The sequence below is a fragment of the Pseudarthrobacter sp. MM222 genome (assembly GCF_947090775.1).
Taxonomy (GTDB): domain Bacteria; phylum Actinomycetota; class Actinomycetes; order Actinomycetales; family Micrococcaceae; genus Arthrobacter.
On the sequence record NZ_OX352321.1, the window covers coordinates 1285649 to 1310102 of the forward strand.

Annotated in this window: 14 protein-coding genes and 1 pseudogene; 10 read left to right on the forward strand and 5 right to left on the reverse strand. The window is 67.9% G+C overall.

Going from position 1 to position 24454, the window contains the following annotated elements; translation table 11 throughout:
- Position 1 precedes the first annotated feature (1 nt).
- The 9 genes and pseudogenes from OM977_RS05835 to sufU all read left to right on the forward strand — a co-directional run bounded on the left by OM977_RS05835 (position 2) and on the right by sufU (position 16422).
- On the forward strand, positions 2–982 hold the full coding sequence (locus OM977_RS05835; protein WP_264356572.1) for a ribose-phosphate diphosphokinase: 981 nt from the start codon (positions 2–4) through the stop codon (positions 980–982).
- 242 nt (positions 983–1224) lie between these two features.
- Positions 1225–1821 carry a 50S ribosomal protein L25/general stress protein Ctc gene (locus OM977_RS05840; RefSeq protein WP_264356573.1) on the forward strand — a complete coding sequence of 199 codons (597 nt, stop codon included), beginning with the start codon at positions 1225–1227 and terminating at the stop codon, positions 1819–1821.
- 132 nt (positions 1822–1953) lie between these two features.
- A pseudogene (gene pth, locus OM977_RS05845) lies at positions 1954–2540 on the forward strand (aminoacyl-tRNA hydrolase).
- A 145-nt stretch (positions 2541–2685) separates the two neighbouring features.
- Positions 2686–5424, forward strand: a complete 2739-nt coding sequence (locus tag OM977_RS05850) for a response regulator transcription factor (protein WP_264356574.1) — start codon at positions 2686–2688, stop codon at positions 5422–5424.
- Positions 5411–8116, forward strand: coding sequence for a LuxR C-terminal-related transcriptional regulator (locus tag OM977_RS05855; RefSeq protein ID WP_264356575.1), 2706 nt, complete (start codon positions 5411–5413; stop codon positions 8114–8116). The genes OM977_RS05850 and OM977_RS05855 overlap by 14 nt, the downstream gene beginning before the upstream one ends.
- 392 nt (positions 8117–8508) lie before the next feature.
- The gene (locus OM977_RS05860) at positions 8509–11247 is read left to right on the forward strand and encodes a helix-turn-helix transcriptional regulator (protein WP_264356576.1); all 2739 of its coding nucleotides are present in this window, start codon (positions 8509–8511) and stop codon (positions 11245–11247) included.
- A gap of 62 nt (positions 11248–11309) precedes the next feature.
- Positions 11310–13988: a LuxR C-terminal-related transcriptional regulator gene (locus OM977_RS05865; RefSeq protein ID WP_264356577.1), complete on the forward strand. Its 2679-nt coding sequence runs from the start codon at positions 11310–11312 to the stop codon at positions 13986–13988.
- A 652-nt stretch (positions 13989–14640) separates the two neighbouring features.
- Positions 14641–15954, forward strand: a complete 1314-nt coding sequence (locus OM977_RS05870) for a SufS family cysteine desulfurase (RefSeq protein ID WP_264357318.1) — start codon at positions 14641–14643, stop codon at positions 15952–15954.
- 12 nt (positions 15955–15966) lie between these two features.
- A complete protein-coding gene (gene sufU / locus OM977_RS05875; RefSeq protein WP_264356578.1) occupies positions 15967–16422 on the forward strand; it encodes a Fe-S cluster assembly sulfur transfer protein SufU in 456 nt (151 codons plus the stop codon).
- A gap of 21 nt (positions 16423–16443) precedes the next feature.
- On the opposite strand, the gene OM977_RS05880 is transcribed toward sufU, so the two are convergent.
- The 5 genes from OM977_RS05880 to OM977_RS05900 all read right to left on the reverse strand — a co-directional run bounded on the left by OM977_RS05880 (position 16444) and on the right by OM977_RS05900 (position 20630).
- On the reverse strand, positions 16444–17757 hold the full coding sequence (locus OM977_RS05880; RefSeq protein ID WP_264356579.1) for a UDP-glucose dehydrogenase family protein: 1314 nt from the start codon (positions 17755–17757) through the stop codon (positions 16444–16446).
- Between the two features lie 27 nt (positions 17758–17784).
- On the reverse strand, positions 17785–18231 hold the full coding sequence (locus tag OM977_RS05885; RefSeq protein ID WP_264356580.1) for a VanZ family protein: 447 nt from the start codon (positions 18229–18231) through the stop codon (positions 17785–17787).
- A gap of 105 nt (positions 18232–18336) precedes the next feature.
- A complete protein-coding gene (locus OM977_RS05890; RefSeq protein WP_264356581.1) occupies positions 18337–18558 on the reverse strand; it encodes an SCO4848 family membrane protein in 222 nt (73 codons plus the stop codon).
- A 4-nt stretch (positions 18559–18562) separates the two neighbouring features.
- The gene (locus OM977_RS05895) at positions 18563–19060 is read right to left on the reverse strand and encodes a DUF2505 domain-containing protein (RefSeq protein WP_264356583.1); all 498 of its coding nucleotides are present in this window, start codon (positions 19058–19060) and stop codon (positions 18563–18565) included.
- Between the two features lie 46 nt (positions 19061–19106).
- Positions 19107–20630, reverse strand: coding sequence for an SDR family oxidoreductase (locus tag OM977_RS05900; RefSeq protein ID WP_264356584.1), 1524 nt, complete (start codon positions 20628–20630; stop codon positions 19107–19109).
- A gap of 182 nt (positions 20631–20812) precedes the next feature.
- On the opposite strand from OM977_RS05900, the gene mfd reads away from it, so the two are divergent.
- The gene (gene mfd / locus OM977_RS05905; protein WP_264356585.1) at positions 20813–24454 is read left to right on the forward strand and encodes a transcription-repair coupling factor; all 3642 of its coding nucleotides are present in this window, start codon (positions 20813–20815) and stop codon (positions 24452–24454) included.

The window sequence follows — 24454 nt, forward strand, 5'->3', positions numbered from 1 at the left end:
CATGAGCGAAATTACGGCACGCGGCGAGAAGAAGCTTGTGCTTGCCGCCGGGCGTGCACATCCCGAGCTGGCGAAAGAGATTGCCAAGGAGCTGGGAACCGAGCTGCTGCCCCTGGACGCCTATGACTTTGCCAACGGCGAGATCTACGTGCGGGCCGGCGAAAGCGTCCGCGGCACCGATGCCTTCGTCATCCAGGCGCACCCGGCCCCGCTGAACAACTGGCTCATGGAACAGCTGATCATGATCGATTCCCTGAAGCGGGCCTCCGCCAAGCGCATCACTGTGGTCTCGCCGTTCTACCCCTACGCCCGCCAGGACAAGAAGGGCCGCGGCCGGGAGCCGATCTCGGCCCGCCTCGTCGCCGATCTCTACAAGACCGCCGGCGCCGACCGCATCATGAGCGTGGACCTGCACACTTCCCAGATCCAGGGCTTCTTTGACGGGCCCGTGGACCACCTCATGGCCATCCCGCTTTTGGCCGACTACATCCGGACCCGGGTCGGCTCGGACGACATCACGGTGGTGTCTCCGGACACCGGCCGCGTCCGCGTCGCCGAGCAGTGGGCGGAGCGTCTCGGCGGTGCCCCGCTGGCCTTCGTGCACAAGAGCCGCGACCTCACGGTGCCCAACCAGGCCGTCTCGAAGACCGTCGTCGGGCAGATCGAGGGCCGCACGTGCGTCCTGATCGACGACATGATTGACACCGGCGGAACGATTTCCGGCGCCGTCCAGGTGCTCAAGAACGCCGGGGCCAAAGACGTCATCATCGCCGCGACCCACGCCGTCTTCTCGGATCCGGCGGCCCGGCGCCTGTCAGAGTCGGGGGCCCGCGAAGTCGTGGTCACGGACACCCTGCCGATCGGCGCGGAAAAGCGGTTCCCGCAGCTCACTGTGCTGTCCATCGCACCGCTGATCGCCCGCGCCATCCGCGAAGTGTTCGACGACGGCTCCGTGACCAGCCTCTTCGACGGCAACGCCTGACGCGATCGCCCGATGCCGGGCCCGGTTTTCGGAACCGGGCCCGGCGCTGGTAGCCTTATACCGAAACCTTGGCGAGGGAGAGCAACTGGTATTCCGCATCTACGGGAAACCGGTGCTGGTCTCCGTTATCGACTGGGTCTGAATCTCCCTTCGGAAGGGCGGCCCCCTGGCCACCCGGCGTTGAAGGTCGCAAACAGACCTCCGCCCTTGCTGAACACCGCTAGTCCACCTAGGAGATACCCATGGCTGAGCAGAAGCTCGCAGCAGAACTACGCACCGAATTCGGAAAGGGCTTCGCCCGCCGCGCCCGCATGGAAGGCCTGATCCCGGCCGTCATCTACGGCCACGGCGCAGAGCCGATCCACATCACCCTGCCGTCCAAGGCCACCACGCTGGCCGTCCGCGTTGCCAACGCCCTCCTGACCCTGGACATCAACGGCGAGAAGCACCTCGCCCTGGTCAAGGACATCCAGCGCAACCCGATCAAGCAGATCATCGAGCACCTGGACCTCCTGACCGTCCGCACCGGCGAGAAGGTCACCGTGGACATTCCCGTGCACCTGACCGGCGAGCTTGCCCCGGGCAACGCCTACAACCAGGAAATGACCGTCGTTTCCCTTGAGGCCGAGGCAACCCACCTGCCGACCGCCATCGAGGTCAGCATCGAGGGACGCACCGCCGGCGAGCACATCCACGCTTCCGACCTGGTCCTGCCGCAGGGCTCCATCCTGCTGGCCGACCCCGAGTCCCTCGTCGTGCACATCTCCGAGGCCACTGAGGTATCCGAGGAAGAGGCATCGGCTGACACCACGGCCGGTTCCTCCGTCGCAGCCGAGTAATTCCGGCGACTTCTCCGGTGGCCGGGTCCCTTTTGGGGCCCGGCCGCCGTCGTCTCCGCAGCCGGAGGCACTCCGGCCCGGCAACCTACCCCGTCTCCCCGGAACCGGACCTCCCACCAGAAGGATTGATCGATGACTGACAACTGGCTGATCGTAGGCCTTGGCAACCCGGGAGCCGAGTATGCGCACAACCGGCACAACGTCGGGCAGATGGTCCTGGACGAACTGGCCACGCGCGTCGGCGGCGGCTTCAAGTCGTCCAAGTCCCGTGCGCAGGTCCTCGAAGGGCGGCTCGGCATCGGCGGTCCCCGTGTGGTGCTGGCCAAGCCGCTGAGCTTCATGAACGTTTCGGGCGGGCCGGTTTCGGCGCTGGCGAAGTTCTTCGACATCGATCCCGGCCACGTCATCGCCGTGCACGACGAAATCGACATTCCTTTTAACACTGTAAAAATCAAGATCGGCGGCGGCGAGGGCGGCCACAACGGGCTGCGCGATATTTCTAAGGCCCTCGCCACCAAGGACTACTTGCGGGTCCGCGTGGGTGTCGGGCGGCCACCCGGACGGATGGACACCGCAGACTACGTGCTCCGGGACTTCTCCTCGACCGAAAAAAGGAACTCCCGTTCCTGCTCGATTCCGCGGCGGATGCCGTGGAATGCCTCGTCCGGGACGGCCTGCTCGCCGCCCAGCAGCAGTTCCATCCGGCCAAGGCCCCGTAGGCGCGACCCGCGCCGCCGGACTTTCCTTTTCAACGATCTGCAATACCCGCTATGATCGCTCTACTCTCATGTCGGGGGATAGGGATACGCTACTTCTAAGCGGGCATATCTGGGGATGCCCGCAAAGCGGTACGAAGGAAACTGGATGTCGAGGGAATCACTGGGCTGGGGAAATGTTTCCACTACATTGGCACCCGCCGAAGAACACGTTGCCGGTGCGGTCAACAGACACCGGTGGTCCGGTCTTGCGCGCGCCGCGGACGCGGAGCGTGTCCGCGAGTCACTGCTGGCCGACGGCCGGACGGGCGTCGTCATCACCGGTGACCGGGGAGTCGGCAAGTCGCTCGTAGGGCGCACCGCACTGGCCGGGTTCGGTCCGGACGTCTACACCCTGCAGCTGCGCAGTTCGGGACCAGGTTCCACCACGCCGTACGGCTGCCTCGCGTTCACGCTCGCGCGCCTGCCGCAGAGCTCCCTCGGATCCCCGACTGCCATCCTGCACGGCATCACTTCCCTGATCCGCGACGACGCGGCGGGACGGCCGTGCGTCATACTGCTGGACAACGCCGGTGCCCTGGACGAACTGAGTACCGGCGTCCTGCTCAACCTGCTGCAGACCCAGACGGCCCGGCTCATAGCGACGGCCCAGCGCACCACGGACCTGCCCCCTGACTTCTACTGGCTCATCACCTCGGGCCAGCTGGCGGAAGTCCGGCTCGCCAACCTCACGGAGCTGGAAACCCTGGACGTGCTGCAGGAGGCGCTCGGTCACCGCGTCTCGAGCGCCCTCGCCAGCCAGATGCACCAGCTCGTGGGCGGCAGTCCGACACTGCTGCAGGCCGTCGTTTCCGAACAGATCGAGCGTGGCAACCTTGTGCTGTCCGGCTCGGTCTGGACGCTGCTGGACGAAGTCGTCCTCGACGGACGCACCGGGCTGGAGGACATCGTCCGGGCCCGCTATGCCCGCGAAACACCGGTGGCCAAGGAAGTGATCGAGGTCTTATCCTGCGCCCGGACCATGGCGCTGTCCCGGCTTGCGAGGATGTACGGGGCCGGCGTCATTGCGGACATGGAGGACGCCGGCCAGATCGTCGTCGACCGCACCGACCGCCACTTCGTTTCCCTCGGAGACCGCTACCTGGGCGACATCGTCCGCAACTGGCTCAGCGTGGAGCGCCGCCTGGAGTTGCGGGACAAGGTCCCGGGACATCAGCCTGACGAGCTCGGCGAGTTGACGGTGGAGGACCTGCTCGCCTATGCGGCCTGGACCCACGACTGCCAGGCCCCGTTGGCCCCCGCCCATGCGCTGGCGGCGGCACAGGCCGCGGTCAAACTTTTCGATCCGAAGTTTGCGCTCGAATGTGCCGGCAGCCTGAGCCCCGGGGACCGGGAATGGGCCGAGGGGCAACTCCAGAAATCGGCGGCTTACCTGCAGCTGGGTCTGCCTTTGCAGGCAATGTCCGCCCTCGACGACATCTCGGAGGAACAGACCCGGGCCCTGGGGGCGGTGGTGTTCGCCGAGCTGATCACGGCCAAGGCTGACTGCATGTCCTGGTTGGAGGACCGGTCCGGCAAGGTCCCTGAAATGATCCGGCAGGCCCGGCTGCGGCTCCAGGAGCTGAGCGTTGATGCGCCTACCGAATCTCAGGAAGACCTCAACCGGGCGGCATTGTGCCTGGACCTCTGCGAGTTCAACTTCCTTTCCTTCATTGGTGACTTTGAACCCATGATGGACCGGCTCAAGGCGGCGGCAGCGGACGGTCGGGGCATCGATCCGGTGCACAGAATCCGGTGTGCGATCATCCTGATGGAAGCCCTCTGCCTGACGGGCAAGGAGCTCGACGCCCGAAGTCTCATGCGCGAGATCGGCGGCCAGCTGGGGGAGTGGTCAAACGTTCCCCGGATCCGTGAGAATTTCGCCTGGCGGTCGTTCAACGTGCTGCTCTTGTCCGGGCACTGGCGTCAGAGCATCGGCATGCTCAAGGATGCCAGCGGACGGGCCGGGCACGGCCTGCACTCCGGAAGTGCCGCGACGGATCTCGCCGTCGGTCTCGCGTATGTCTACGCCGGCCGCGGGTACCTGGCGCTGGACCCGCTGCTGGCGGCCATAGCCCAGCTCGAGGTGCGGTCAAGCCTGCAGTCGCTGCGGCAGGCGTACGCCGCCACGGCCTTCGCGTACGCGCAGACGGGCAATTCCATCCAGGCAACCATCTATCTTGACCGGGCCCGTTCCGCCGAGGGACCGGCCCGCTTTGCCATCCGCACCTCCGCCGAGTTCTGCATGGACATGGCCTCGCGCTGGCTGGGCGATCCCGAAGCGAGGGACCGGCTGGTGCACACGGCCGAGGGACACTACCGGGCCGGCCGCTACACCCTGGCCGGCATCTGCATGTTCGGCGCCACCGTCAACGGCACGGCCAAGGACTTCCACTTCATGGAGGAGATCGCCGGACGGCGGCAGGGCCCGTTGGCGGAGTTGTCCCGGATCGTCGCCATAGGAAGCCGGACCAAGGACGCCGCGATCATGCTACAGGCCGCAGAGCTCTCCGCCAGCCTGGAGCTCGACGCCGTGCAGGCCCGCTGCGCTGCTCTGGCCTTCGACTTCGCCCAGGCGGAGGGGCTGAGCGGGACCGCCAGCACCGCGCACACCATGCTGGACAAACTTTCGGAGTCCGTGCCCGCGTTGCCAATCACGCCCCGCAACAAGGGGCCGCTGTTGACTGAACGGGAGCGCCAAATTGCCACCCTGGCCGGCAACGGCGTTTCCAATAAGGACATCGCCCTGGACATCGGAATTTCCGTGAGAACCGTGGAGGGCCATCTCTACCAGGTATTCACGAAGCTCGGAGTGTCCTCCCGGAGTGATCTGCTTGGACTCATCTAGGCCGCGCCCCACCGTCCCCGGAGCCGAGACAGCAGCGGCCCTGACGGGGCGGACGGAAGACCTGGGGTCAGCGGTAGCGGCACTCCGAGGTGGCACGCACGTCGCTGTTCTGCTGCTCGGGGACAGCGGGATCGGGAAGTCCACCCTGCTGGAGGCCGTTGTCGCCGAACTCGAGTCCGAGGTGACACCGATCCGGATCCACGGCAGCCCCTCGCTGACGCATGTCCCGTACGGCGTGCTCGGGCCGTTCATCGTCGGCCTTCCGGTGCAGGAAGCGACTTCGCAACTGGCAGTCCTCAGGACCCTGTGGAGCCAACTGGAGGAGGAACGGCGCGCAGCGCAGAAGCCCCTGCTGCTGATCGTGGACGACGCGCACGACCTCGACGAGGCGACGGCGGGAATCCTGGTGGAGCTGGCCGCCGCCGGCTGGGCGAAGCTGCTGGTCGGGGCCGCCGCACGGCCAGGGCTGCCCGAACCGCTGCTCCAGCTGTGGTTTGAGGGCATCGCCGAACGGCACGATCTGCGTCCCCTGACGCAGCAGCAGACGACCGAAATGCTGGAACTGACGCTGGGCACCCAGATCCTCCCGAACGTCGCCGAGCTTCTCTGGGAGGCCTCCGAAGGCAACCCCCTGCTGCTTAGTTCCCTGATCGACGACGCGAAGCACGACGGCACGCTGCTCCAACGGAACGGGGTCTGGCTGCTGACCCGGCCCCTGAACAGTCATGGCGACCGGCTCACCGACGTCGTCCGCCGGCAGCTGCTGCGGCGCTCGCCGGAGGAACGGCAGGCCCTGAACCTGGTGGCGCTCGCCGAGCCGGTGTCCAAGGAACTGATTGAGGCGGTGGTCGGCGAACAGGCCGTGGGGGCCTTGATCGAGCACGAGCTGATCCGGGTCACGACGTCCTCCGTTCCCGAACTGCGGCTGCGGCATGCCGTGTACGGTGACGCGTTGCGCAACCTGATTTCCCCCGCACGCAGCCTCCAGCTCCGGCAGAGCCTGCTGCGGCTCATGGATAAAGAGCCCGCCTCCGCCGAAGGGCTGCTGCGGCAGGTCAGCTGGTCCATGGAATGCGGCGCGGAGCTGCCGGACCGGCAGCTGCTCCGGGCCGCGACGCTGGCGAGCCGGCTGTACCAGGACGAGCTGGCGCGCAAGGCCGCATCCCTGGTCAAGGACCCCGAGCTGCAGGGGGCGGCGCGGTCGGTGACGGCCCGGACCCACTACAACGCCTCCGACTACGCCGTGGCGCGGGAAATCCTGGAAGTGGACTTCGGCAAGGGCCACAGTGTGGCGAGTCTTTTGACCGGCACCCTGCTGTGGGCCGCCGTGCTGTCCGCGCAGGGCCACGCACCGGAGGACATCATGCAGCGGGCGGAGGTTCTCCTCAGCGCCGGCGAGCGGCTGGCGCAGGAGAAACCGGCCGAAGCCCGGCGTATCCGCGCGGCCACGACGGACCGGTATGCGACCATCCGGAGCATGGTACTGGCCATGGCCGGAGAAGGCGGGACGGACCGGCGCGCCGAACCCGGGGCAGCGCCTGCGGGGCCGCCGGCCAACCACCTGGACCAGGCGTTCAGGCTCTCCCTGGAGTCCGAGCGGCTCCTCGTCGAGGGTAAGTCAGTCAGTGCGTTCGCCGTTGCCTCCGAAGCCCTGACCGCTGCCGGCGCCGGGCACGACGAACTGCACTTCCTCACGGATTTCCTGGTGGTCCGGACTTCCGCCGCAGCGATCCATGCCGGCGACTGGCCGGCGGCCGAGACATTGCTGGGCCGCTTCGCCGCGGGCAGCGGACCCAGCCTGATTTCCTTCGGCGGAGGGGTGCATGCGGCGCGCGGCGTCATCCTGCTCTACCAGGGGAAGGCGGCGCAGGCCTTGAACACGCTAAGCGCTGCCCTCGAATCTTTGCGGCTGGCGGATCCCCAGCAGCTGTTCGGCCTAACGGCGGCGATGGCATTTGCTGCCGCCGCGGAAGTCGGTGCAAGGGACAAAGCCGCCTCGTTCCTCGCCGACTATGAGGCTTTACCGCCGGCCGTCTCACGTTATCTGCGGGGACTCGCCGCGATGGCGGTGGTGTACGGCAAGGCGCGTCTTGGAAACCATCCCGAGGCCATCGCCGAGCTTCGGCTGCTTGGCCGGCCGGACGACGGACAGAACACTGCGGGGCTGGAATTCGACGCGCTCGCGTTCTGTCTTGCCTTGGGGGACCGGAAGGCTGCATCCCGGCTGCTGGAGCTGAAGCCCCAGTTGGAGGGCCCCCGGCCGGCCGCCATCTGCGACTATGCCGCCGCGATCAGTACGGATCTGGCGGCGGACCACCTGGCGGCCGCCAAAAGTTGTGAAGAAGCCGAGCTTTGGGGCTTCGCTGCACTTGCCTATGACGCCGCCGCCAATGCCTTCCGGGCCGCCGGAGATTCCCTGCGGGAACGCATGGCCATGTCCCATCGCAAGCGCTGCCTGGACCGGGCGGACGACGCGCCGGGCCAGGAGCCGGAGGGCGCCGAAGACGCCCTGGGACTGCTGACACGGCGGGAACGGGACATCGTTGCCCTGGCCGTCCGTGGCCTTAGCGACCGGAGGATCGCCGCGGAACTCCACGTATCCATCCGCACGGTTGAGGGCCACCTGTACCGGAGCTACGCCAAGCTGAACGTCAAGGGCCGGGACCAGCTCCCCGGCATGGCCGGCAACTGATCTCCCGGACGTTCACCCGGACCGCTAACCCGTAACCAGTAGCGGGAAAACCAGTAGCGACAAAAACCAGTACTCCTGGAAACCAGTAATGCCGGAAACTCGGTCTGGCGGCCGGGAACCGGGCCACCGGAGTAGCCAGTACGCGGGGTCCGAGGCCCGGCTTACCCGGGCCTCCGACGTCGGGACGGCCACCGCTACGGCAAGGACACCCGGGGCGGGCCGCCGACTACTTGGTTCCGGCACCTGAGTGTCCCGCCGGAACTGAGTACACCTGCGTAGACCCGGCCAAGTACCCGCTGCGTAATCGAGTACTACTTACGCATACCGAAAAGACGCGTGGTCCATAGCTTTGACTTATCACTGGTCAACCATTGATTGCGAAGGTCTCACTCATGTTTCAGCACGACGTCGGGCTGCCTGCGGGCAGCGGTAAAACAGATGCGATATCAACAGCACAGCGCTTCCTTCCGGGGCGCTACGAGAAACCCTTTATCCGCAACCATGTTGTTGCGGAGGTCGTCGAGACGCTGACCGCAGGCTCCGGCTGCGGCGTCGTCCTGGTGGGGGAACACGGGGCGGGAAAGTCATTCATCGCCCAGCGCGCCCTTGAACAGCTCGGCCCGGATTACGCAGTGGTCCAGATCCGCGGCAGCTCCATCTCCTCGAAGCTCCCCTATGGCGCCCTGAGCGTTCTGCTCAACGATCTGGACGCATCCCACCTTGAGCACCCCCTGATGGTTCTGCGTGGACTCACCCAGGTGCTCCACAACAAAGCGCAGGGGCGGAGCGTCATCCTCTTCGTAGACAACGCCCATGACCTGGACGAGCTGTCCAGCATGATGGTGGCCCAGCTGAGCGCCGGGGCGCACGTCACCCTGCTGGCGGCCTGCGTGGACCTCCCCCATGTTGGCGGGGACATCATGGGGCTGTGGAAGGATGACCTGCTGAAGCGGATGGATCTCGCACCGTTCGACTTCAACGAAGTCGCGGCGTCGCTGGGCCACGAATACGGCGGCCGGTTCTCGCACACCGCCGCCCGGGCCCTGTGGAGCGCAAGCGGCGGAAACGCACTCTTTCTTCACTCCCTCGCAAGGGAACAGATCAAACTGGGGACGATCGTCCGCCAAGACGGCGTCTGGGTCCTGGGCAAAGGTCCCATCGCCCTGACCGGGGAGATCCGCGATGTGGTGAAAGCCCGCCTGAACCGGCTGAGCCCGGGCCAGCGCGACGTTTTTGAACTGCTGGCACTGGCCGGAGCGGTCCCGCTGCAGACGCTCATGAACATCGCGGACCCGCAGGACATGGACGCCCTGCAGGAGCGTGCCATGATCCACGTGAGCCATGAACACCCGCCGATGGTCAGCGTCGCCAACCGGTTGTCGGCCGGCATCGTTGCCAGCGTGGTGCCCCCAGGACGCAGCGCGGAGCTCCGCCGTCGGCTGACGGCCGTGCTCCAGGACTCGGAACAGGCTGATGCCGGCAGCTCCGCCGGTGTCGCTTGGGCGCTGGACTGCGGCGAGCAGATCAGCCCGGAACTGGCGCTGGCTGCGGCGCGGATGGCGAACAACTCATCCGATCCGGCCGCGGCGCTGAGATTCCTGCACGAAATCCAGGGCCGCGGTGCCGTTTCCCGGGTCGCCGTCGAGTCAGTCCAGGCCCACCTTTCGGCAAACAACTCCGACTCCGCGCGCCGGGTACTCTTCACCCTGGATTCTGCTGCGGGCGAGGACATTCCGCTGGCTGACTGGACCTCGCTGCAGCTTCTCCGGGCCGAGCTGGACAAACGGAGCGACTCCACGGCGGCTGACGCCCACGCCAGGCTTCAGGAGATCGGACGGAGGCTCTCTGCTGAGCCCGACGAGGATCCGGCTGTCCTGGATACGGCCTGGCAGCGACTGCGGCTGGCTGAAGCGGAGCTCGCCGTATTCGAGGGCCGCTACCAGGATGTCCTGTCCATGACCGACAACCCGGGCGGCAGCCTGCTGGACACCGAAGCCGGGATTCTGACCGCGAGCCTGCGCTGCGAAGCCATGGCCGTCACCGGAAACGTCATCGCGGCGCTTGGCCTCGGCAAGCAGGTCATTGCCGCAGCCGGGTCGGTCGCGCTTGCGGACCGCGCCGTGCGGGAGATCAGGGGCCGGTTTCTGCTCCTGATGCTGCTCTCGGCCAAGTTCCGTGAGGCCGCCGCGTTCCTGGCGGGTTCGTCGGGCACCGCTGACCCGCAGGAACGGCTGGGCGGAATGTTCGAGATCGGGCAGGGAGTCCTCGACCTCCATGCCGGGCTCCTCGACGATGCGCTGCCGCGGCTCCAGGCCGGTACGGAGCAGCTCCTTGCCCAGGATCCCGACTCTGTGGCCGGCCTGGCGATGGCCGCCTTCGCCTATGCCGCGGCCCTGCAAGGGGACGAGGAGAAGGCCAGCCTTCAGCTGGCGGAGTTGGCCCAGCTGCAGCCGCACGCATCGTGGCTGGTAGGCCGGATGACCCGGTACTTCGAACTCTGTGCCTTGGCCGAGCTTGGGCAGCGGGCGACGGCTATCCGCGGACTCGTGGCCGAGGCCGACCGCGACACCGGCTCCTCGGCGCTGACCCCGGGGCTGTTGTTCCTCTCCGCCGCCGCCCGGCTTGGTGACCGTCAGGTCGCCTTGAAGCTCGGGAGTCTTGCCGTCCGCGTCACCGGAACTTTCGCCGCCCTCTGCGTGCGGCTCTCCGAGGGCGTGAAGGAATCGGACAGCGAGCAGCTTCTGGCCGTGTCGAAGGACTCCGACTCTGCCGGCAACGCGATTTTCGCGAGGGACGCGGCGCGCAAGTCAGTCAATTCCGCCAACGACGCCGGCAACCGGATCGCCTTGCGGATCGGACAGCGCACGCAGCAGTCCCTCGACGACAGGTTCGGCAGCCCGAAAAATGGCCTGCACTCGCTCACGACGTCGACCCTGACAGCCAGGGAATGCGAAGTCGCGGTCAGGGCTGCTGCCGGAACCTCCAACCGCAAGATCGCCGAACAGATGCATGTTTCGGTCCGCACGGTTGAGGGTCACCTTTACCAGGTGTACTCCAAGCTCCATGTGGCCAGCAGATCGGAACTCAAAGATGTCATCTCCACGCCGGCGGAAAGCGCCCGGCTCGGCTGAGCCCGGGCACTTCCGCCAAACGACTGCCAGGGTTGGATCGGGGACCGGGGGAGGTGTCAGGGATGGAGGGCCTCGCTGAGACCGCCCCCTTGATTGGGCGGTCCGGCCTGGTCCACGATGTGGCACGGTCCCTGCTCGACGACTCAAGGTCAGGTGTCCTGATCGTCGGGGCCCCGGGAACCGGCAAGACGGCGGTGTACAAGGCGGTGCTCCGCGAATTGCGTCCACGGGGGACAGTGATCCGCCTGGTCGCCACCCGGGCCCTGGCAGCTGTGCCGTTCGGAGCCCTGGCGCCTTATCTGTCCGAGCTGCCGGATTCCGAGCTGGATTCCTACTCTGCCGTCCTCCGAGCCATGTCGGACCGCCTCAAGGCTGAGGCGGTCCGGCCGCTGTTCGCGATCGACGACGCCCAGTGCCTGGACCGGGGGACCACGGAACTGCTTGCCCGCGCCGTTGCGGTAGGTGCCGCCGACATCCTGGCTACCAGCCGGCCGGGCCCGTCGATCCCGGAGCAGTTCCTGACCCTGTGGGACGACGGGCTCCTTTCCAAGTTCGAGCTGTCACCCCTCACCCGCCCCGCGGTCCACGAGCTCTGTGAACAGGTGCTCCGGGCCGAGGTATCGCCCTGGGTGAGTGCGGTGTTCGCCGAGGTGGCAGAGGGCAACCCGCTGATGCTCATGTCACTGATCGAGCATGCGCGGACGAGCGGCGCCCTCGTGCTTCGTCACGGGGTGTGGTTCCTATGCACCAGTCCCGACCTGGCCGGGGTGCCCGCCGCGGACGTCGTCGACCAGCAGCTGCGTTCCATGACCCCGGAGGAGAGAACGGTAGCCGCCATCGTGGCCCTGGCCGGGCCGCTCTCATTGGGTCAGATCCTGCGGTTCAGCAGCCCCAAAGCTGTCGACGCACTGGAAGCAGCGGGAATCATCACCGTCAGCCCCGGACATGACCGGACTGTACGGCCGGCCAGTCCGCTGCTGGGCGAAATCATCCGCCGCCGCGCCCCGGCCGGCCAGAGTGCAACCTTGCGGGCCAGCCTGCTTGCCCTGCCCTCGGCAGGGGTGGTCCGGCCCGAGGCGTTCCTGAACCAGCTCCGCTGGTCCTTGGACTGCGGTGCACAGGTGCCGCCGGAACAGCTGCTCCAGGCGGCCGCGACGGCCAACGCGGACCTGGAACCAGCAGTCGCGATCCAGGCTGCCCAGGCTATCCGGGACGTCCGGTACCTCCCGGAGGCCAGAATCCACCTCGCGTACGCGCACTACCTCCTGGGGCTTCCCGGGGAAGCCGCCGCCTGCCTGGGAGCGGCGCGGCCTTGGCGCCACGGCCGGCCGTTCTACCTCGCGGCACGACTCGCCGCCCTGCTGCCAGCCGGTTTCAACGTCGAGCCGCAGGGTAGGGAGGCGCAGACGGACCACGGAAACGGACGTGAGCTGACCACCAGCGAGTCCTCGTGGTCGCAGTCGCCCGCCGCCGGCGTGGCGGCCGGCATCCTGCACCGCCGGTGGGAAGGCCCGTCGTCGGACGTTGAGGCGGAACTCACGGACCTCATCGACGCCGCAGCCACCCTTCCGGAGATCCGACTCCCGGCGGTCTCCCTCCTTGCCGAACTTCGGGCAGCCCAGGGCCGGCTGCTGGCAGGGCTGCGACTGGACCGCGAGGCCTGGGCGGGTGTGCACGGTGCGGGGCTGACGATGCCGCTGGCCGAGGAAGAGCTGCTGGCACGCCACAGCCTCAGCCTCATTCGGACCGGGGAATGGGGGGAACTCGCAGAGGTCCTGGACGACTACGCCGCTGAACATCCGGCCCGGCTGTTGTACACCGGGGGGATGCTGCACGCGATGCGCGGGTACGCCCTGCTGCGCCAGGGACGGATCCTGGAGAGCCTGGCCGAGCTGATCCTGGGCGTTGAAGAACTCAGCATCGCCGATCCCCTGGAACTACTGTCTTTCGCACATGCCGTGACCGGCTATGCTGCCGTCCTGGCCGGCCACCCGGACGAAGCTCAAGAGCAGGCGAACGGTTTCCGCGCCGCCGCCTACCGCGGGCCGCAGAGCCTTCGACTGCTCTCCGAGGCGTATTGCGTGACGGTGGAACTTCTTACCGGCCTCGTCGGCGGCCACGGGGATCTCGGAGCCTTGGCGGACGAGGCGCAGCGCCAAGGCCTCCGGGGCGTTGAAACGGATATTCGAAGGCTGGTCCTCAGAAACGGCGACACGGGCACGGCCCCGGCCTTGGCCTCCAGCAGCAGCGCCGTGGAGGGGCGCGAAGCGCGGCTGCTGGAGGCTCACGCCCGCGCAGTGTCCAGCGGAGACGCCGCCGGGCTGATCGCGATCAGCGACGAAGCAGCGGCCGCCGGCCACGGGCTTCTGGCGCTGGAAGCCGCCCAGCAGGCGGCCGCGTGCTTGGAACACAGCCCGGACCGCTGGAGAATCACCGCGGTCCAGCGCCGACTCCATCACCTCATGGTCGATGCCGGCATCTCCGGGCAGATGGACGTCGTCCACAGCGAACGTGGGCCGGTGCTGACGGCCCGGGAAGCGGAGATCCTGGAGTTCGTGGCCGCCGGGTCCACGAACGCCGACGTCGCCGCGGCGCTGTCCCTGTCGCCGCGGACAGTGGAGGGACACTTGAGCCGGATCTTCGCCAAGCTTGGAGTCAGCCGGCGCGCGGAACTCCTTGATGCGAAGCGGGACATCCGGCACCCGGTGGTTGTCCCGGAAGAGGCCCCTGAGCAGGGATGACAGCGCTGTCTCCGTCCGGTCTTCGGTCCTTCTGCGTACTTCATAAGTGGGCTGCAGGCTCCGCGGAAGTAGCACCAAGTAGTGGGACGGGGCGAATGGAATCAGAAGTCGGGTAAAGGCTACTCGTGCACTGATATGGCCAGGAGGATTCAATTAAGTCAGTTCTTGAAAACCATAAAGGTCTCAAATGAGACACTTCAGGGCGGGAACTGGCCGCGGGCTACACCAGCAAGGGAGCGTCGTTCCAAACAGACTCTTGATTGCTGTTGCAGCTACTGCCACCATTAAAGGTGGTCGCGCCAATACTTCCCATCTCCGTACTCCTTCATTGGAACCGCACAGTGCCCTAACCGGCAGCTGTGCCCCAAGGTCGGAGCCGGCGGCGTCAGAGCCTTCTGAGACCGAGGCTCTCCCCCCAGCCGCCGCCGGCTCCCTTAACCGGTCTGCCCCAGCGGGTTACCCGCTGGGGCGCCCTGCTGTTCGGACCCGGCTGGCCTAAGCGTCCGGCCTGTTCCGCCCCACCCATCCGGCGCGGCGCCGGGCAATCTCCAACGCATGGGATAATTAGGATTAATCTGCGTGACGTAATAGCCCGGCCCGCCTTCCGGCCGGCGGGCTGCGTGCGCCGCAGCCGTACGCCGATCCAGGAGTTATCCCCATGGTTGCCACACCAGCCCACCTCCTCCGCTCAGCCACAGCGCTGGGAAACGAGGAGGTCCTGAGGATTCGCAATGACTTCCCGATCCTGAGCCAGACCGTCAACGGCAGGCCCCTGGTGTACTTGGATTCGGGTGCCACCTCGCAGAACCCGCTCAGCGTGCTGGAAGCCGAGCAGGAATTCTATGAACAGCGGAACTCGGCGGTCCACCGCGGCGCCCACCACCTGGCGGTGGAGGCCACCGAAGCCTTCGAGGACGCCAGGGAGTCGGTCGCGGCCTTCATCGGAGCCGAACAGGACGAACTTATCTGGACCTCGAACGCCACCGAGGGACTGAACCTGCTCAGCTACTCCTTCCTGAACGCCTCGCTGCCCGGCGCCGCCCCCGAAGCAGCGCGCTTCGCCCTCTCCGCCGGCGACGAGATCGTGGTCACCGAGATGGAACACCACGCCAACCTGATCCCGTGGCAGCAGCTGGCGGAAAGGACCGGAGCCACGCTGCGCCACATTCCGGTCGACGACGCCGGCGCCCTGGACCTGGACGCCGCGGGCCGCATCATCGGCAGCCGGACCCGCATCCTGGCTTTCACTCATGCCTCCAATGTCCTCGGAACCATCAACCCGGTCGCCGCGCTGGTTGCCCTCGCCCGGCCGGCGGGGGCGCTCGTGGTGCTGGACGCGTGCCAGTCAGCGCCGCACCTGCCCCTGGACGTCAAGGCACTCGACGTGGACTTCGCCGTCTTCTCGGGGCACAAGATGCTGGCTCCCACCGGGATCGGCGGGCTTTACGGCAAGTCCGAGCTGCTCAACGCGATGCCGCCCTTCCTGACCGGCGGTTCCATGATCACCACCGTCACCATGGAGCGCGCCGGATTCCTGCCCAGCCCGCAGCGCTTCGAAGCCGGAACCCAGAAGATCTCCCAGGCCGTGGCGCTTGCTGCCGCCGCGAACTACCTGAGCGAAACCGGGGTGGACCGGATCCACGCCTGGGAGTTCGAGCTCGGGCAGCGGCTCGTGGCGGGCCTGGAATCCATCCCCGGAATCCGCGTGCTGGGCCCGGCCGCCGGCCAGGAACGGATTGGCCTGGCCGCGTTTGACGTCGCCGGCGTCCACGCGCACGACGTCGGGCAGTTCCTGGACAGCCGGGGGATTGCCGTGCGGGTGGGGCACCACTGCGCCCAGCCCCTGCACCGCCGGCTGGGCCTCACGGCCAGCACCCGCGCCAGCACCTACCTTTACAACACCACGGACGATGTGGACGCGTTTCTCAACGCCGTCGCCGATGTCCGCGGCTACTTCCAAGCCTGAGGACGGCAGTACATGAGTCTCGACCAGCTGTACCAGCAAATCATCCTGGAGCACTCCAAGGCCCGGCACGGCAGCGGGCTCGCCGGGACCACGGTCCCCGACGGTGCGAGCAGCGGCCAATCCCATCAGCTCAATCCGGTGTGCGGCGACGAAATTACCGTCCGGGTGGCCGTCGCGGACGGCAAGGTCAGGGAACTGCGCTGGGACGGCGATGGCTGCTCGATCTCAATGGCGTCTGCTTCCGTGCTGACGGACCTGGCCGAGGGCATGGCCGCCGAGGAGTTCCGTTCCGTCATCGGCAGTTTCCGTGAGGTGCTGCGCTCCCGCGGCAAGGTGGCCGCGGATCCGGAAATCCTTGGCGACGCCGCGGCGTTCGAGGGCGTGGCGCGGTACGCGGCCCGCGTCAAGTGCGCCATGCTCTCCTGGGTCGCCGCGGAGGACGCGCTCGGACAGGCCGTCTCCAACTGAGGCCTACGCCTCCGGTCCGGCTCAGGGCCGGCCGAGGCCCTTGTACGTCCATCCCGCGGCCCGCCACTTGGCCGGGTCGAGGACGTTCCGGCCGTCGAGGATGCGCGGAGCCGAGACGAGGGCCCGGGTGGTGTGCGGGTCCAGTTCGCGGTACTGCTCCCATTCGGTCAGCAGCAGCACGGCATCGGCCCTGCGCAGGGTGGTTTCCAGATCCGGTTCCAGCGGGAGCTCCGGGAAGCGCTTGGCTGCATTGGTCAGGGCCTGGGGGTCGGTAACGGTGACCACGGCGCCCTGAAGCTGGAGCTGGGCCGCGGCGCTTAGCGCCGGCGAGTCGCGGACGTCGTCGCTCTCTGGTTTAAAGGCGGCGCCCAGCACCGCGATGCGCTGGCCCATCAGCGAGCCGCCGCAGAGTTCCCGGGTCAGCTCGACCACGCGGGTCCGGCGCCGCATATTGATGGCGTCCACTTCGCGCAGGAAAGTCAGGGCCTGGTCCGCGCCCAGCTCCCCGGCGCGGGCCATGAAAGCCCGGATGTCCTTGGGCAGGCAGCCACCGCCGAACCCGATGCCGGCGTTGAGGAACTTCCGGCCGATCCGTTCGTCGAGGCCGATCGCGTCGGCCAGCCGTGTGACATCCGCGCCGGTGGCCTCACAGACCTCGGCCATCGCGTTGATGAAGGAAATCTTGGTGGCGAGGAACGAGTTGGCTGCGGTCTTCACCAGCTCCGCCGTGGCGTAATCGGTGACCAGCCGGGTGGTCCCGTTGGCGAGGGGCGCCTTATAGATCTGGTCCAGGATGGCCACCGCGGGATGGTCCTCGCTGCCGTCCGGAACGCCGTACACCAGCCGGTCCGGGTTCAGGGTGTCGGTCACGGCATGGCCTTCGCGGAGAAATTCGGGATTCCAAACCAGCGTGGCGCCAGGCTCCGCCTCGGCAATGACTTCGGCCAGCCGGGCGGCGGTTCCCACCGGGACGGTCGACTTGCCGGCGACGATGTCGCCGGGGGACAGCTGGGCGGCCAGAGACTCCACCGCGGCATCGACGAAGCGCAGGTCCGCGCCGTTCTCGCCGCGCTTTTGCGGAGTGCCCACACAGATGAAATGGATCTGGGATCCGCGCGCGGCCGACATCTCCGTGGTGAAGCTCAGACACCCCGATTCCTCGAGGGCGGACAGCAGCTCATCCAGTACAGGTTCGTAGAACGGCGCCTTCCCCGCGGACAGCTGCGCCACTTTGCCGGCGTCAAGGTCGATGCCTACCACCTCATGACCAAGTTTCGCCAGGCACGCAGCGTGCACTGCGCCAAGGTACCCGCAGCCGATAACCGATATCCGCATCCCGTGGTCCTCCCGCAAAGGGTGTGATCAAAGGTTACGTCGTGGAGGCGAGTTTGGCACGGGCTTGCGGAGAGTCAGAAGCAGCAGCATGAGCAGGCAGCCGAAGGTTGCCCCCGCGGTGTTCGCGGCGACATCGAGCAGGGTGGGGTAACGGGCCGGCAGGAAAACGAACTGGGCGAGCTCGATCGCGGCGGACAGCACCAAACCGGCGGCCCCGCCGGCCCACCAGTAGCGCCTGCCGAGGATCGAGACCACCAGGGCGCCCAGCGGGACGAACAGGAGAACGTTCGACGCCGACTCAACAAACGCGTAGTCGATCCAGCCGGGCATCCCTCGTCGGTGCAGGTCCTTCAGCGCCTTGACCAGCAGCCCGGCCCCGGCGCGGTCCACAGGCGTGGGCCACAGCGCTATGGCGCCCAGGATCATCGCGTAGGCCAGGAACTCCCACCTGGCGACGCGGCGGCGGGATCGCAATCGGCAGCGCCTTTCGGTAGTTCACGGGCGTTTCCCTGAGTGTAGCGCCCGCGGACGCCGCGACGCCGCGGACGCCGTGGCGCCGTTGCGCCGCGGCGGTTCCGCCTAGGTGAGCAGGCCGGCGATCCCGATTGCCGCCGTCGCCGCCCCGAGCACCATGGAGATGCTGACGAGGATCACGTGGACGGTCAGGAAGCGGGTTGCTTTGCCGCCGGCGTCGCGGGCCCGGGGGTCCTTCATCACCCGGCGCAGGAATTGCGGCCAGACGACGAGGGACCAGACACCGGCCACGATCAGGACGACTGCCGGAAAAGCGGGAAGCTCCACGCTGCTAGTGGCTTTCGAGCCAGGCCTGGGCCTGCTGCGACTGGATGTTCAGCGCCTTGCCGACCATCGGCTCGGCGGCTTCGGCGATCTTGCCGCCCAGGAACGGCACGGAGGACGTGACCGTGCCTTCGAGCTCGATCCGCGTGCTGCCGGCCTCGGACACCAGGCGCTGGACGGCGTTGACGTCGAGCGGGGCGCCGGCGACCTTCATCGAGATGCTGCTTTGCCGCGAACCGTCCGAGGCGGGGGCTGCCCAGGTTTCGACCTGGGTGACCTTCAGGCTCTCGCCGACGAACTTGCGGGCGATGTCGGGCATCCGGGTGGTGGGGATGGTTCGGACGATCGTGGTGACGAAGGCGCCGGCGGTGTCGCCGTCCACGGAGAAGGATTCCAGCGTGCCGCCGACGTATTCGCTCGTGTGGCGCAGGAATTCCTCGTTCACCAAAACGGCGGTGACGCGGTCAACACTGTGGGGCAGGGTGGTGGATGCACTCAAGGGCATGGGGTCTCCAAAGCTGTTGGTCCGGACGATTCGGGCTCCCAATATCCTACGGGGTGCGCCCGGCCGACTCCGATTCGAGGGCCTGCAGGTCCCGTGCGGCGGCCGTGATATTCCTTGACATCGCGGGGAAGATCAGGCTGTGGAACGGCAACACGGCCAGCCAGTAGAGCCGTCCGCTGAGGCCCTTCGGGAAGAAAATCGCGCGCTGGCGGTACCGGCTGCCGCTGCCGTCGGGCTCCACGGAAAGTTCGAGCCAGGCCCGGCCCGGCGCCCGCATTTCGGCGCGCAGCCGGAGCAGCCGGCCGCGCTCAATCCGCTCGGCCCGCCACCAGTCCACCACTTCGCCTTCGGCCAGCAGGTGCGGGTGCCGGCGGCCGCGCAGCAGGCCCGCTCCGCCGGTGAGCTTGTCCAGCCAGCCGCGGACGCGCCAGGCCAGGGGCAACGAGTACCAGCCGTTGCGCCCGCCGATGCCTTCGATGATGGTCCAGACGTGCTGGGGATCCACCGTGCTGGTGTAGGTGCGTTCGTCGAGGTAGACGCGGTGTCCGGCCCAGTCCGGGTCGGAGGGAAGCGGATCGGCATCGGCGCCGGCGCTGGACCAGGTGGTTTCCACCTGTCCGTCGCGCTCCTTGCCCAGGGCGAGGGCCACCGCCCGCCGGTAGGGGGTCAGGCCGCCTTCCGGCTGGGGGATGTAGGAGTCGACGTCGTGCTCCCGCGAGACGGCGTCGTGCTGCAGCGACTCGACCAGCGGCAGGGACATCGACAGGGGAATCGGTGTCACCAGCGCCACCCACAGCCCGGCCAGCTTGGGGGCCGGGACGGGCAGCGCGAGGACCCAGCGGCGGGGGAGTCCGGCCTCGGCGGCGTATTCGTTCATCATCCCGGCATAACTGAGCACCTGGCGTGAGCCGATGTCGAAGGTCCGGTCAATGGTGCCGTCCAGCGACGCGGCACCGAGCAGGTAGTGCAGCACGTCGCGCACCGCGATGGCCTCGATCTTGTTCCGCACCCAGCTCGGGGCCGGCATGACCGGCAGGGTCTCGCTCAGGTGCCGGATCATCTCGAACGAGGCCGAACCCGAGCCGATGACCACGCCGGCCTGGAACACGACGGCGTCGACCGGGCTGTCGAGGAAGACCTTGCCCACCGCTTCCCGGGACCTCATATGGGTGGACAGTTCCGTGTTGCTCGGGTGCAGGCCGCCGAGGTAGACGATCCTGCCCACACCGGCAGCGGCAGCGGCGGTGGCGGCGGTTTCGGCCATTGCCTTTTCCTTCGACTCGAACCCTGAGCCGGTCGCCATGGAATGCACCAGGTAGTAGAGGACGTCGACGCCGTCCAGCGCCTCGCGGAGCGCCGCGCCGTCGTCGAGGCTGCTTTCGACAACGTCCACCTGCTCCAGCCACGGCACCCCGGCGATTTTGGCCGGCGTCCTGACCAGGACCTTGACGTTGTGCCCCGCCTCCAGCAGCCGCGGGACCAGCCGGCCGCCGATGTAGCCGGTGGCGCCGGTGACCAGCACGGTCTTCGGCTGCGGGCTCGGGTCCGGGGCCTGGGGCGTGCCGTTCATGGGAGGCTCCTTGTCATTGCGCATACCTGCGATTCGAAGCGGCGGCGGCTGCGGACTGCTGCGACCCCCGCCCCGTTCTGCCAGCCTAGTGGCCGCGTTGTAGGCTTGGAACACCCGGGATTCTCACGAATTTCGGGTATTCGTGTTGCCTGCACCCCGTGATCCCATCAGGAGCAACAGCTATGAGCCTCAACGGCCCCTCTCTCACCGGTCTGCGCCGTGTCCTCGCCGAAGACCGGAACTATGCCCGGATCCAGGCGGAGGCGGCCCGTGGGTTCCCCGCCCGCAGCGAGGACTATCAGATCAGCGCTCCCGCCGGGATGAGATCGGTCCTGCTCGCGGAAATGGCTGACGGCTTGAGCGAAACGGCGAAGGAGGCAGCCGGCGCGGCGCCGGTGGTCCTCGCCGTCACCGCAACCGGCCGCGAAGCCGAGGACCTGACCGAGGCGCTGCGCGCTTTCCTGCCCGCCGACGCCGTCGCCGAGTTCCCCAGCTGGGAGACCCTCCCGCACGAGCGGCTCTCACCCCGCTCAGACACCGTCGGCCGGCGCCTGTCGGTGCTGCGCCGGCTCGCCCACCCCGAAACTTCCTCGAGCGGCGCCCTGCGCGTCGTCGTGGCCCCGGTACGCGCCGTCGTGCAGCCGATCGTCGCGGGCCTCGGCGAACTGGTGCCGGTCACCCTGACCGTGGGCCAGGAGGCTCCCTTCAGCAGCGTCGTGAAGAGCCTTGCCGACGCAGCCTACGCCCGGGTGGACATGGTCACCCGCCGCGGTGAGTTTGCGGTCCGCGGCGGCATGCTCGACGTGTTCCCGCCCACCGAGGACCACCCCATCCGGGTGGAGTTCTTCGGCGACGAGGTGGACCAGATGCGCTGGTTCGCCGTTGCCGACCAGCGCTCGCTGACCGCCCACGGCCTGCACCATCCCACCGAACTCCATGCCCCGCCGTGCCGCGAAATCCTGATCACCCCCTCCGTGATGTCCCGGGCCGCGACGCTGAAGTCCCAGCTCCCGGCCGCCACGGACATGCTGGAGAAGATTGCCGGCGGCATCGCCGTCGAGGGCATGGAATCCCTGGCCCCGGTGCTGGTGGACGCCATGGTCCCGTTTCTGGACCAGCTCCCGGCGGGTTCCATCGCTGTGGTGATCGAGCCGGAGAAGGTCCGCACCCGGGCCCACGACCTCGCCGCCACCAACGAGGAATTCCTGGAGGCCGCGTGGTCCACGGCGTCCGACGGCGGCACGGCGCCTCTAGATTTGAGCTCCGCGGCGTCCGAAGCCCTGCATTCGGCCAGCTTCCGCTCACTGACCGAAACCCGCTCCGCGGCCCTCGCGCACGGGGTTTCCTGGTGGTCCATCACCTCGCTGGCCACCGACGAAGAGCTGCTGCCCGACGTCGACGTGCTCAACCTGCACGCCCGGGAACCCCGCGGCTACCAGGGCGACGTCGCCGAAATGATGGAGTTCATCGGCTCCCGCGTCCGGGACCAGTGGCGGATCGTCGTGGTCACGGAAGGCCCGGGCCCGGCGCAGCGCCTCGCGGAACTCTTCCACGACAGCGACATCCCCTGTGCCCGGGTGGAGACGCTCGACGACGAACCGCAGGCCGGGCTGATCGAAGTGACCACCGCCGCCGTCGGGCGCGGTTTTGTCCTGGATCCGCTCAAGCTGGCGCTGCTGACCGAGGCCGACCTGCTGGGGCGGACCTCCGCCGGCTCCACCAAGGACATGCGCCGGATGCCGTCCAAGCGGCGGAACGCCGTGGATCCGCTCCAGCTCGTGGCCGGGGACTCTGTGGTGCACGAACAGCACGGCATCGGCCGGTTCGTGGAGCTGATCCAACGCCGGGTGGCCGGTGGCGGCGACGGGGTGCGCGAATACCTGGTCCTGGAGTACGCCCCGTCCAAGCGTGGAGCCCCGGGCGACCGGCTCTTTGTGCCCACCGACCAGCTGGACCAGGTGACCCGGTACGTCGGCGGGGACACCCCGGCGCTGAGCAAGATGGGCGGCGCGGACTGGGCCAGCACCAAGTCCAAGGCCCGCAAGGCGGTCAAGGAGATCGCCGGCGAGCTGATCCGGCTGTACTCGGCCCGAATGGCCTCCCGCGGGTACGCCTTCGGCGCGGACACCCCGTGGCAGCGGGAGCTGGAGGAAGCCTTCCCGTACGTGGAGACACCGGACCAGCTGACCACCATCAACGAGGTCAAGGCCGACATGGAGCGTGAGATCCCGATGGACCGGCTCATCTCCGGCGACGTCGGCTACGGCAAGACCGAGATCGCGGTCCGGGCAGCGTTCAAGGCGGTCCAGGACGGCAAACAGGTCGCCGTGCTGGTGCCCACCACGCTGCTCGCCCAGCAGCACTACGAGACCTTCACCGAACGGTTCTCCGGCTTCCCGCTGGTGGTCAAGCCGCTGTCCCGCTTCCAGAGCGGCAAGGAAGCCAAGGAAACGGCCGAGGGCGTCAAGAGCGGCTCCGTTGACGTGGTGATCGGCACGCACCGGCTGCTGTCCAAGGACTTCGGCTTCAAGGACCTCGGCCTCGTGATCGTGGACGAGGAGCAGCGCTTCGGCGTCGAACACAAGGAGGCGCTCAAGAAGATGCGCACCAATGTGGACGTCCTGGCCATGAGTGCCACCCCGATTCCGCGGACCCTGGAGATGTCCCTGACCGGGATCCGCGAGACCTCCACCCTGGCCACCCCGCCGGAGGAACGCCACCCCGTGCTGACCTACGTGGGCCCGTACACGGACAAGCAGACCTCCGCCGCGATCCGCCGCGAGCTCATGCGCGAAGGCCAGGTGTTCTTCGTGCACAACCGGGTGTCCACCATCGACCGCACGGCGGCGAAGATCCGCGAGCTGGTCCCGGAGGCCCGGGTGGAGGTGGCGCACGGGCAGATGTCCGAGAGCCGGCTGGAACAGATCATCGTGGACTTCTGGGAAAAGCGCTTCGACGTCCTGGTCTGCACCACCATCATCGAGACCGGCCTGGACATCTCCAACGCCAACACCCTGATCGTGGACGGCGCGGACAAGTACGGGCTCTCCCAGCTGCACCAGCTGCGCGGGCGGGTGGGCCGCGGGCGTGAACGGGCCTACGCCTACTTCCTCTACCCGTCGGAAAAGCCGCTGGGCGAGGTGGCGCTGGAGCGGCTCAAGGCCGTCGCGACGCACAACGAGCTCGGCGCCGGCATGCAGCTGGCGATGAAGGACCTGGAGATCCGCGGCGCCGGCAACCTGCTCGGCGGCGAGCAGTCCGGCCACATCCAGGGCGTCGGTTTCGACCTCTACATCCGGCTGGTCGGCGAGGCCGTGGCCGAGTACCGGGGCGAGGCGGAGGAGAAGGCCGCCGAGATGAAAATCGAGCTGCCGGTCAACGCGCACCTGCCGCACGACTACGTGCCCGGCGAACGGCTGCGGCTGGAGGCCTACCGCAAGCTGGCCGGCGCCATCACCTACGAGGCGATCGACGAGGTCCTCGCGGAGCTGGTGGACCGTTACGGCGAACTGCCGCTGCCCGCAACCAACCTGATCGACGTCGCCCGGTTCCGGGTGGGCGCCCGCGAGGCGGGGCTGAGTGACGTCGCCCTGCAGGGCAACTTCATCAAGTTCTCGCCCGCGCAGCTGCCGGAGTCCAAGCTCATGCGCCTGACCCGGATGTACCCGGGGGCCCAGGCCAAGCCTGCGCTGGACGCAGTGCTCATTCCCAAGCCCAAGACCGCCCGGATCGGCGGCCGGGACCTGCAGGACGCCGAGATCCTCGAGTGGGCCAACGGCGTCATCCGCAACATCTTCTCTGATGCCCCGCTGGCGGTGAAGTAA